This window comes from Halanaerobiales bacterium, assembly GCA_035270125.1.
Taxonomy (GTDB): domain Bacteria; phylum Bacillota; class Halanaerobiia; order Halanaerobiales; family DATFIM01; genus DATFIM01.
The window spans coordinates 1-8,700 of sequence record DATFIM010000228.1 but is presented as its reverse complement, the minus strand read 5'-3'; the positions used below and the strand labels follow the sequence as shown (position 1 = coordinate 8,700).

The 8,700-nt window shown below is 28.8% G+C and carries 11 protein-coding genes; all 11 read left to right on the top strand.

Annotated features, from left to right (window positions below):
• The coding region (locus VJ881_11395) for an ABC transporter substrate-binding protein (protein HKL76659.1) at positions 1-536 on the top strand (536 nt) is incomplete at its 5' end.
• Positions 533-1,567 carry an iron ABC transporter permease gene (locus tag VJ881_11390; protein HKL76658.1) on the top strand — a complete coding sequence of 345 codons (1,035 nt, stop codon included), beginning with the start codon at positions 533-535 and terminating at the stop codon, positions 1,565-1,567. The genes VJ881_11395 and VJ881_11390, both read left to right, overlap by 4 nt.
• Before the next feature lie 23 nt (positions 1,568-1,590).
• Complete coding sequence (locus VJ881_11385) at positions 1,591-2,337, top strand: class I SAM-dependent methyltransferase (protein HKL76657.1); 747 nt, start codon at positions 1,591-1,593, stop codon at positions 2,335-2,337.
• A gap of 10 nt (positions 2,338-2,347) precedes the next feature.
• Positions 2,348-3,133: an ABC transporter ATP-binding protein gene (locus VJ881_11380; GenBank protein HKL76656.1), complete on the top strand. Its 786-nt coding sequence runs from the start codon at positions 2,348-2,350 to the stop codon at positions 3,131-3,133.
• Complete coding sequence (yqeC, locus tag VJ881_11375; protein ID HKL76655.1) at positions 3,133-3,891, top strand: selenium cofactor biosynthesis protein YqeC; 759 nt, start codon at positions 3,133-3,135, stop codon at positions 3,889-3,891. Before VJ881_11380 ends, yqeC begins: the two co-directional genes overlap by 1 nt.
• Positions 3,892-3,901: 10 nt before the next feature.
• The gene (gene yqeB / locus VJ881_11370; protein ID HKL76654.1) at positions 3,902-4,708 is read left to right on the top strand and encodes a selenium-dependent molybdenum cofactor biosynthesis protein YqeB; all 807 of its coding nucleotides are present in this window, start codon (positions 3,902-3,904) and stop codon (positions 4,706-4,708) included.
• 16 nt (positions 4,709-4,724) lie between these two features.
• Complete coding sequence (locus tag VJ881_11365; protein HKL76653.1) at positions 4,725-5,483, top strand: XdhC family protein; 759 nt, start codon at positions 4,725-4,727, stop codon at positions 5,481-5,483.
• The gene (locus VJ881_11360; GenBank protein HKL76652.1) at positions 5,473-5,814 is read left to right on the top strand and encodes an XdhC family protein; all 342 of its coding nucleotides are present in this window, start codon (positions 5,473-5,475) and stop codon (positions 5,812-5,814) included. The genes VJ881_11365 and VJ881_11360 overlap by 11 nt, the downstream gene beginning before the upstream one ends.
• Positions 5,804-7,174 carry a dihydropyrimidinase gene (gene hydA / locus VJ881_11355; GenBank protein HKL76651.1) on the top strand — a complete coding sequence of 457 codons (1,371 nt, stop codon included), beginning with the start codon at positions 5,804-5,806 and terminating at the stop codon, positions 7,172-7,174. The genes VJ881_11360 and hydA overlap by 11 nt, the downstream gene beginning before the upstream one ends.
• Positions 7,175-7,178: 4 nt before the next feature.
• Entirely contained in the window at positions 7,179-7,724 is a 546-nt protein-coding gene (locus VJ881_11350; GenBank protein ID HKL76650.1) for a nucleoside-triphosphatase, read from the top strand.
• Between the two features lie 2 nt (positions 7,725-7,726).
• Complete coding sequence (locus VJ881_11345; GenBank protein ID HKL76649.1) at positions 7,727-8,689, top strand: NTP transferase domain-containing protein; 963 nt, start codon at positions 7,727-7,729, stop codon at positions 8,687-8,689.
• Positions 8,690-8,700 lie beyond the last annotated feature (11 nt).

Sequence of the window (8,700 nt, the reverse complement as noted above, 5' to 3'; positions counted from 1 at the left end):
TAGAAAAAAAAGCAAAAAAGGTTGATGAACAGTATCAAAAAATAATGAAGATAAGTGAAAGAACTAAAAATATTGCTGAATCTGAAAGAAAAAAAGTTTATTTTGCTAATTCAGAGCTTTTAGATACAGTTGGAGAAAATATATTACAGACTGATCTGATAGAAAAAGCAGGAGCAATTAATCCTGCTAAAAAGGCAAAAAAAGGTTTTATAAAAGCATCTTCAGAAGAATTAATAAAATGGAATCCTGATTATATAATTGTATCTCAATTTTATAGAAAAAGTTTGGATAAACTAAAAAATGAAGAAAAATATCAATCTATTTCAGCATTTCAAGATAACAATATAGATAGAATTCCCTCTAATTTAGAACCATGGGATTATCCAAGTCCTTCTTCAGCTTTGATAATACCCTGGCTTGCCAAAAAAGTTTATCCAGAAAAGTTTGCTGATCTATCTTTAGAAAAAATAGTTAATGATTTTTATAAAGAACTTTATGGAAAAACATTTTCTGAATATGATGGTGAACTTAATTGAAAGAAAAAGAATTAAAAACTAAAAAACATAAAATGGGAAAATTGGAATATAGTTTAATTATTTTAGTTGTTGTATTCTTGTTTTCTCTTATAATTGGCAGATATTCTTTAGATATAAAAAAGGTATTTAATACTTTAAGACAGTTAATTTTTGGTACAAAATCAGTAAAAGGTAATGACTGGCGGGTATTTTATTATATCCGCCTACCTCGTATTATTCTCGTGATGGCAGTAGGTTCAGCATTATCTGTAACTGGATCAGTTTATCAAAGTATTTTCCATAATCCTCTTGTTTCTCCCAATATATTGGGAGTTAGTGCTGGAGCAGGTTTTGGAGTGGCCCTGGGGATGTTAATCACTGAGGGTTCTATATTTTGGATTTATGGATTATCATTTATATTTGGGGTTATAGCTGTAGCTTTAACCTTTTTCATTTCCAAATTGAGCCAGGGCCAAAATGTTATGAAAATGGTTTTAGCTGGTATTGTAGTTAGTTCTCTTTTTAATGCTATGTTATCTATTTTAAAATATTTGGCTGATCCCTTAGACGAACTGCCAGGAATAGTGTTCTGGTTGATGGGTGGTTTTAGTAGAGCAAGCTGGCAGGAAGTAAAATTTATTTTACCATTGATAGTTGTAGGAATTATAATTATTTATTTGATGAGATGGTATTTAAATGTAATGTCTATGGGAGATGAAGAAGCAATATCAATGGGGGTTAATGTTAAACTGATTAGAATATTACTTATTTCTTTTAGTACCTTTATGGTTGCAGCTTCAGTTGCAGCTACAGGTCAAATTACCTGGATAGGACTGGTTATCCCTCATATTGCAAGATATTTAGTTGGTTCAGATCATAAAATTATGATACCTCAGACAATTATTTTAGGACCAATATTTTTGCTTATAATGGATAATATAGCCAGAACTTTAACTTCTGCAGAAATTCCGATAAGTATTATCACAGCATTTGTTGGAGCTCCATTTTTTGCTTATTTACTTATTACCCGTAAAGATTCAGGTTGGGGTTAAAATTAATTAACTGGAGGTTTGCCATGAATTGGACTAAAAGAGAGATGGATTGGTATAATAGAGCTTTAAAAAATTGTGAATATCCTCAAAATGTTATAAAATTTATAGAAGATTATTTAAATGATAGAGATACTATAATTGATGTTGGAACAGGTATTGGTACCTTTGCTCTGTCATTAGCAGAAATTGTTAATAAAGTAATCGCCCTGGATTATTCAAAAGAAATGTTAGCTTATTTAGATAAATTAGCAGAAAAGAAAAAGCTGAAATCAAAGATTATAACAAAAAAGGGTGACTGGAATAAAATAAAAATTTCTAATGAATATGAAATCAACTCTTTAATTACTGCTTATAGTGGAGAAGAAGTTGTGGGTACTAAAGCATCTTTAGAAAAAATGAGAGAGCTAATAAGTGATTATGTATTTTTATTTGTACCTGGTGAAAGAAAAAGACATTCTTTTTCAAGTGATATATTGTTTAAAAAACTTGGCAGAGAACAAAGGGTACATCGCTGTAATTATAGAGATGTGGAAAAATTACTTAAAAAAATGAAAATAGATTTTAAGAAAAAAGAATTTAATTATCAGTTTGGCCAACCTTTTTTAAATTTTACAGAAGCAGTTGATTTTTTTCGTTTCCATTATAATTTAGAAAAAAATGAGTTAAATATATTAAAATCTTTTTTAAAAAATCACCTTAAAGAAAAAGATGACTATCTCTGGATAGAAAATAATAAACAAAGTGTTCTATATTTTTGGCAAAACAAATGAGGTGTAAATAATGATTAAAACAAAAAATTTAAATTTTAGCTATGGAGAAAAAAAGATACTTAAAAATATAAATATTTCTCTTAAAAGAGGTAAATTAACCTGTCTTTTAGGTGCTAATGGATCAGGGAAAACAACAATTATTAAAACATTAAATGGAATAATAAAAAAAGACAGTGGTCAGATTTTTATTGATGAGACAAATTTAACTGATTTAAAACAAAAAGAAATTGCTCAAAAAATAAGTATGGTCCCTCAGGAACATAATTCTGTATTTTCCTATAAAAGTATAGATGTTGTTATTATGGGAGTAACTCCTTATTTAGCTTTTGGTAAACAGCCTGAAAAATCTGTCTACGATAAAGCTAAAAAAATAATGAAAAAATTGAATATCCTGAAAATGGCTGATAGAAATTATAATGAATTAAGTGGAGGAGAAAGACAGCTTGTCTTAATTGCCAGAGCATTACTTCAAAATACTGAATATATGCTTTTTGATGAACCTACTTCTCATCTTGATTTTAAAAATCAGCATCTTATTTTACAGGAATTGCAAAAATTAACTAAAAAGAAAAAAGGTGTAGTTACTGCTCTACATGATCCCAATCTGGCGTTAAAATATAGTGATCAGGTTATAATTATCAAAGAAGGAGAAATTTTAACTTCTGGAGATACTAAAAAAGTTATGAATTCCAATAATCTAAGTGAAGCTTATGAAGCTGAAATTATAGTAGATGATTTAGCTAAAAAAGTGGAAATGGGGACTGAGAATACAACTGAAATAAAAGAGGTGATCTAATGGTTGATGATTTTAGTAATTTCTTAATGGTAGATAAAGAAGATGTTATAACTTTAGTTGGGGCAGGAGGAAAAACATCTATTTTAAAAATTTTGGCCAGTGAAATAAATAAAAATTTAATTATTACAACTACTACTCATATTCAGTCTTTAACAAATATTAAAAAAAATAAGATTATTAATAAAAATTATGGACAAATCAAGGATAATATTGTTAAAATAAGAAGGGAAAGTAATGATAACATATTTATTGTTACTAAACTTGTTAAAGAACTGGAAAATGGTAAAAACAAATTAAAAGGAATAAAACCAGAATGGGTAGATAGATTACATTCTAGATTTACGGATGAAATAATTATTGTTGAAGGTGATGGAGCAGCAATGAAATCAATTAAAGCACCTGCTGATTATGAACCGGTTGTTCCTAAATCAACTACGAAATTAATAACTGTTATGGGATTAAAAGATTTTGGTAAAAAGATTAGTAAAAGAACATGTCATAGGGTAAGTAAAATAAAAAAATTAACTTCCAGTTCTATTATAGATAAGGAGATGATAACTAAGATAATAACTGATAAAAGAAGTTATGGATATTATAGAGATAAATTTGATGAATTTATAGTTGTATTAAATCAGGTGAGCAGTTGTGGTTATGAGATAGCTTTAGATATAGGTCAAGAATTACGGGAATCAGGAATTGAAAAAGTTATTTTAGCTGATACTAAAAAAAGAAATCCTGTTATTAAAATATTAAATTGAGGTGATAATTATGAAAGGAATAAATGATGTTTGTGTTTTAATTAAAGGTGGTGGTGATATAGCTTCAGGAACAGCTTATAGATTATATCAAAGTGGTTTTAAGGTAGCTATTTGTGATATTCCCAAACCTAAAATGGTCAGAAGAGGAGTATCTTTTGCTGAAGCTATATATCACGGAAGTCATAAGATTGAAGGTGTTAAAGGTGTTTATGTAAAAAATGAAGATGAATTTGAAAAAGCATTAGAGGAAGGACATATTCCTGTCTTTATAAATGATCTCTGGTCATATTTTAAAAAACATTTTGAAGCAGATGTAATAATTGATGGAAGAATGATGAAAAGAAATAATTCTACCAATAAAAACGAAGCAGAAATAGTAATAGGACTTGGTCCTGGTTTTGAGGCAAAAAAAGATGTAAATGCAGTAATAGAAACAAATCGCGGTCATTATCTGGGAAGAGTAATTTATGATGGCAAACCAGAGGCCTATACTGGAGAACCGGGAGAGGTTATGGGTATTACTAAAGATAGAGTTTTATATGCCCCTCAGAATGGTAAATTTGATAGTGATAAAGAAATTGGTGAACATATAGAAAAAGGTGAAATTTTTGGTTATGTAAGTGGTGAACCAATAAGAGCTAAAATAACTGGAGTTATTAGAGGTCAAATTTCCTGGGGAAGAGAAGTCAAAAAAGATTGGAAAATCGGAGATATTGATCCTCGTGATGAAGAAAAATATTGTTATAGAATATCAGATAAATCTTTAGCAGTAGCAGGTGGAGTTTTAGAAGCTATTTTGCATTTAAGCCAGAATTAACGAAAGGATGGTTTTAATGAAAAAAGCAGACATATATAATAAAATTTCTAATACTGATTTAAGAAAAGAAAAACTAATTTTAGCCACTGTTCTTTCCTCAGAAACTATGGATTATGATTTTTTTGGTGAAAAAGTATTATTATCAAGTGAAAATGGAATATTTACAACTTTAGAAAATGAAAATTTATTAAAAAAAATAAAAAAAGAGTTCGAAAAAAATGAAGATATTTTTGAAAAAGAAAAATCAGAAATAATTAAAATTGATGATAAAATAGAATTATTATTAGACCCTATTCATGATGAACCGCGTTTAGTGATTTTTGGAAGTGGACATGTGGGTCAACCTCTTGCTAAAATAGCTAAAATAGCAGGTTTTACTGTTAATGTTATCGATGATCGAGAAGGACTTCTAAATAGAGGTTATTTTCCTACAGCAGATAGTTTGATAGCCAGGGAATATAATTCTTTTTTAGAAGAATATCAAGCCCGACCTGATGATTATATAGTTATTGTGACCAGAGGTCATCAACATGATTATGATGTTTTAAAAGAGGTTATTGATTCATCTGCAAAATATATAGGGATGATTGGTAGTAATCATAAGGTTAAGTTGACTTTTGAACAGTTAAAGGAAGAAAAAGAAGTTTCTCAGGAAAAAATAGATGAAGTAGATGCACCAATTGGAATTAATCTTGGTAGTGAAACACCAGCTGAAATAGCTGTTTCAATTATGAGTAAAATCATTTCGGTAAGGAGGGGTCAAAATGAAGCATAGAATCGCAAAAAAAATTACTGAATGTGATAATGATAAATTAGCTTTAGCTACTATTTTTAAAGCTTCTGGTTCTTCTCCAAGAGATAGTGGTGCAGCAATGTTGATTTTTGAAAATGAGAAAATTTTTGGAACAATAGGTGGAGGAGCTGTTGAAAAAGAAGTTTATGATAAGGCAGTTGAACTATTAAAAGATGATGACAAAGAGATAAATAAAAAACTTCATTTTGATATATCCAATGAAGATGCCGCTCAGGTTGGAGGTATCTGCGGTGGTCAGGTTGATATTTTATTAGAAATAATTAATCTCAAGGAGGGAGATGATGTTACTTAAAAATGGTCTTATTTATAATGAAAAAAAAGGCAAATTAAATAAAGGTGATCTCCGAATTGAGAGTGAAAAAATAAAAAAAATTTCCAGTACATTAACTAAAAAAGAAAATGAAAAAGTGATTGATATAAGTGAGAAATATGTTTTTCCTGGAATAATAGATAGTCATGTTCATTTTCAATTAGAATCTCGAGGAACTGTAGCAGATGATGATTTTTATCAGGGAAGTATTTCAGCTGCTTATGGGGGAGTAACTACTTTTATTGATTATGCTGATATGAATAAAGATTCTCTTATAAGGGGAATAGAAGATAGAATAAAAAAAGCAAAAGATAAAACTATTTTAGATTATACTCTTCATCTAGTAATAAATGATGACTTTCAGCTTGATAAACATCTTTCAGAAATTGAAAAATTACCTAAAAAAGGTATATCAAGTTTAAAACTTTTTACCACTTATAAAAATATTTATATGCTGGATGAAGAAAAGATGGAAAAAATTTTTAATAAAGCAGCAGATTTAAATATAGTGGTAACTGTTCACTCTGAGGATAATGAGATTATCGAAAAAAAGCAGGAGGAATATAAAAATCAGGCTAAAACTGATTATAAATATCATCCTGATATTAGACCGGCAGAAGCAGAAAAAGAAGCTATTAAAAAACTAAGTAAATATGCCCAAAAAAATGGAGCAAAACTCTATATAGTCCACCTTTCTTCTGAAAAAGGTTATGAAGAGACATTAAAGGCAAGAAAAAAAGGAGTAGATATTAATGTTGAAACTACTCCCCATTATTTACTATTAACTAGAGATTTATTAGAAGGAAAAGAAGCTAGCTATAATTTTATGACCCCTCCTCTTAGAAAAAGTAAAGATAATAAAGCATTATGGAAAGGATTAAAAGATAATAATATAGATGTAGTTGCCACTGACCATTGTGCATTCTCAAAAGAAAAAAAAGATGAAGGAAATGATGTTTTTGATACTTATCCAGGTATAGCAGGTGTGGAAACCCTATTTCCACTTATATATACTTATGGTTATGAAAAGGGGAAAATTAGTTTAAAACAATTAATTGAAAGTACAAGTACTAATCCAGCTAAAATTTTTGGTCTTTATCCTCAAAAAGGGAGCTTAAAAGAAGGTAGTGATGCAGATATCCTGGTATATGACCCAAATAAGAAAAGAAAGTTAAAAGCAGCTGATTTACATTCTAAATCAGAATATACTGCTTATGAAGGTCTGGATATAATAGGAGATACTTATTTAACTATACTTAGAGGAAATATATTAGTTAAAGATAATAAATTAAAAGCTAAAAAAGGATATGGTAAATTTATAAAAGCAAAAACTGAGGAATGATAAAATGGGCAATAATATCTTTATGACAGGTAGAATGAATACTGGTAAGACTTATACCATAAAGAGGATTTTAGCTAAATTAGATTTAGCTCCTGGAGGTTTTATGGTAGGCAGGGACCAGGGTCAGTTAGGCTGGTCCTCTTTTTATCTACTACCAGTTAATATTTTTCTTGAAGATGATAGAGAAAAGGTAAATAAACTTAAAGAAAAGGGAACTTTTGCCTGGAAGGATAAAAATCAAAACATAAAGCTGGATTCTGAGGTATTTGATAATTATGGAGTTGAATTATTAAAAAAGGGAAGAAAAAAAGATATTATAATTATGGATGAATTAGGTCGTTTTGAAATAAAAGCTCATGATTTTCAAAATAAAGTTATAGAACTTCTAAAAAGTGATAAATTAGTTTTGGGAGTTATTAAATTAGAAAAAAATAAATTTTTAGATAAAGTTAGAGGTTTATTAGAAAAAGATCCAATAGTGGTTACAGAAGATAATAGAGAGTATATATATAAAGATATATTAAAGTCAATTAAAAAAATGGAGGACTAAAAATGATCAGAGCTATCTTACTTGCAGCAGGTAAGGGAAGTCGAATGGGAATACAAAAACAGCTCTTAAATTGGTCTGGAGATACTTTGCTTGAAGAAAGTATAAATGAAATTTTACAGTTAAATAAAATAGATGAGCTAACAATTGTTTTAGGACATAATGCAGCTAGGATTAAAGATAAAATAAAAAATTATGAAAATGAAAAAGTGAGTATTGTAATTAATGAAAATTATGATAATGGTATGCATACTTCTATTAGAGCAGGAATAAAAGATATGGATCCTAAAATTAAACATATAATGATAGCATTAGGAGATCAACCACTTATTGACAAAAAATTATTTAGTGATATAATAGATAGATATCTTTCAGTTGATAAAGAATGTCTGGTCCCTGTATATAAGGGAAAAAGAGGTCATCCTGTTATCATTAAACGGGATTTTCTCGAGAGGGAGATTGATGGGATAGATGGCCCTGGGGGGCTGCGAAAGCTGATAAAGGAAAGACCAGAAAAAATATTTTTTTATGAAATAGATAAAGAAGAAGTTATTATTGATTTAGATTATTATGATGAATATAAATTATATAGAAAAAAGAAAGCTGAAAAAAATAATAGTTGGTTTTTAAATTATAAATTTTGGCTTGAGGGAGAAGAAAAGATATTTGGTGATGGCCCCTGTGATATTTTAGTTAGAATAGACCATTTTGGTTCACTTAAAAAAGCTGCTGAAGATATGAATATGTCCTATAGTCAGGCCTGGAAGCTAATTAATAAAATAGAAGATAATCTTGGTTTTAAATTAATTGAAAAAAGAGTTGGAGGGAGAGCTGGTGGTGGCTCTGAACTTACTGAAAAAGGAAGAAAGTTAATGAATGATTTTTTATCTTTTAGAAGAGAAATACATGACCATATAATTGAGTTAGAGGACAAATATTTTAGTGATTGGAAAGATACTGATTTATAATTTAGATAAAA

What these genes read in the sequence shown, in the direction of transcription:
- VJ881_11385 (HKL76657.1), top strand. Translation starts at nt 1,591, where the DNA reads ATGAATTGGACTAAAAGAGAGATGGATTGGTATAATAGAGCTTTAAAA.
- VJ881_11380 (HKL76656.1), top strand. Translation starts at nt 2,348, where the DNA reads ATGATTAAAACAAAAAATTTAAATTTTAGCTATGGAGAAAAAAAGATA.
- yqeC (HKL76655.1), top strand. Translation starts at nt 3,133, where the DNA reads ATGGTTGATGATTTTAGTAATTTCTTAATGGTAGATAAAGAAGATGTT.
- yqeB (HKL76654.1), top strand. Translation starts at nt 3,902, where the DNA reads ATGAAAGGAATAAATGATGTTTGTGTTTTAATTAAAGGTGGTGGTGAT.
- VJ881_11365 (HKL76653.1), top strand. Translation starts at nt 4,725, where the DNA reads ATGAAAAAAGCAGACATATATAATAAAATTTCTAATACTGATTTAAGA.
- VJ881_11360 (HKL76652.1), top strand. Translation starts at nt 5,473, where the DNA reads ATGAAGCATAGAATCGCAAAAAAAATTACTGAATGTGATAATGATAAA.
- hydA (HKL76651.1), top strand. Translation starts at nt 5,804, where the DNA reads ATGTTACTTAAAAATGGTCTTATTTATAATGAAAAAAAAGGCAAATTA.
- VJ881_11350 (HKL76650.1), top strand. Translation starts at nt 7,179, where the DNA reads ATGGGCAATAATATCTTTATGACAGGTAGAATGAATACTGGTAAGACT.
- VJ881_11345 (HKL76649.1), top strand. Translation starts at nt 7,727, where the DNA reads ATGATCAGAGCTATCTTACTTGCAGCAGGTAAGGGAAGTCGAATGGGA.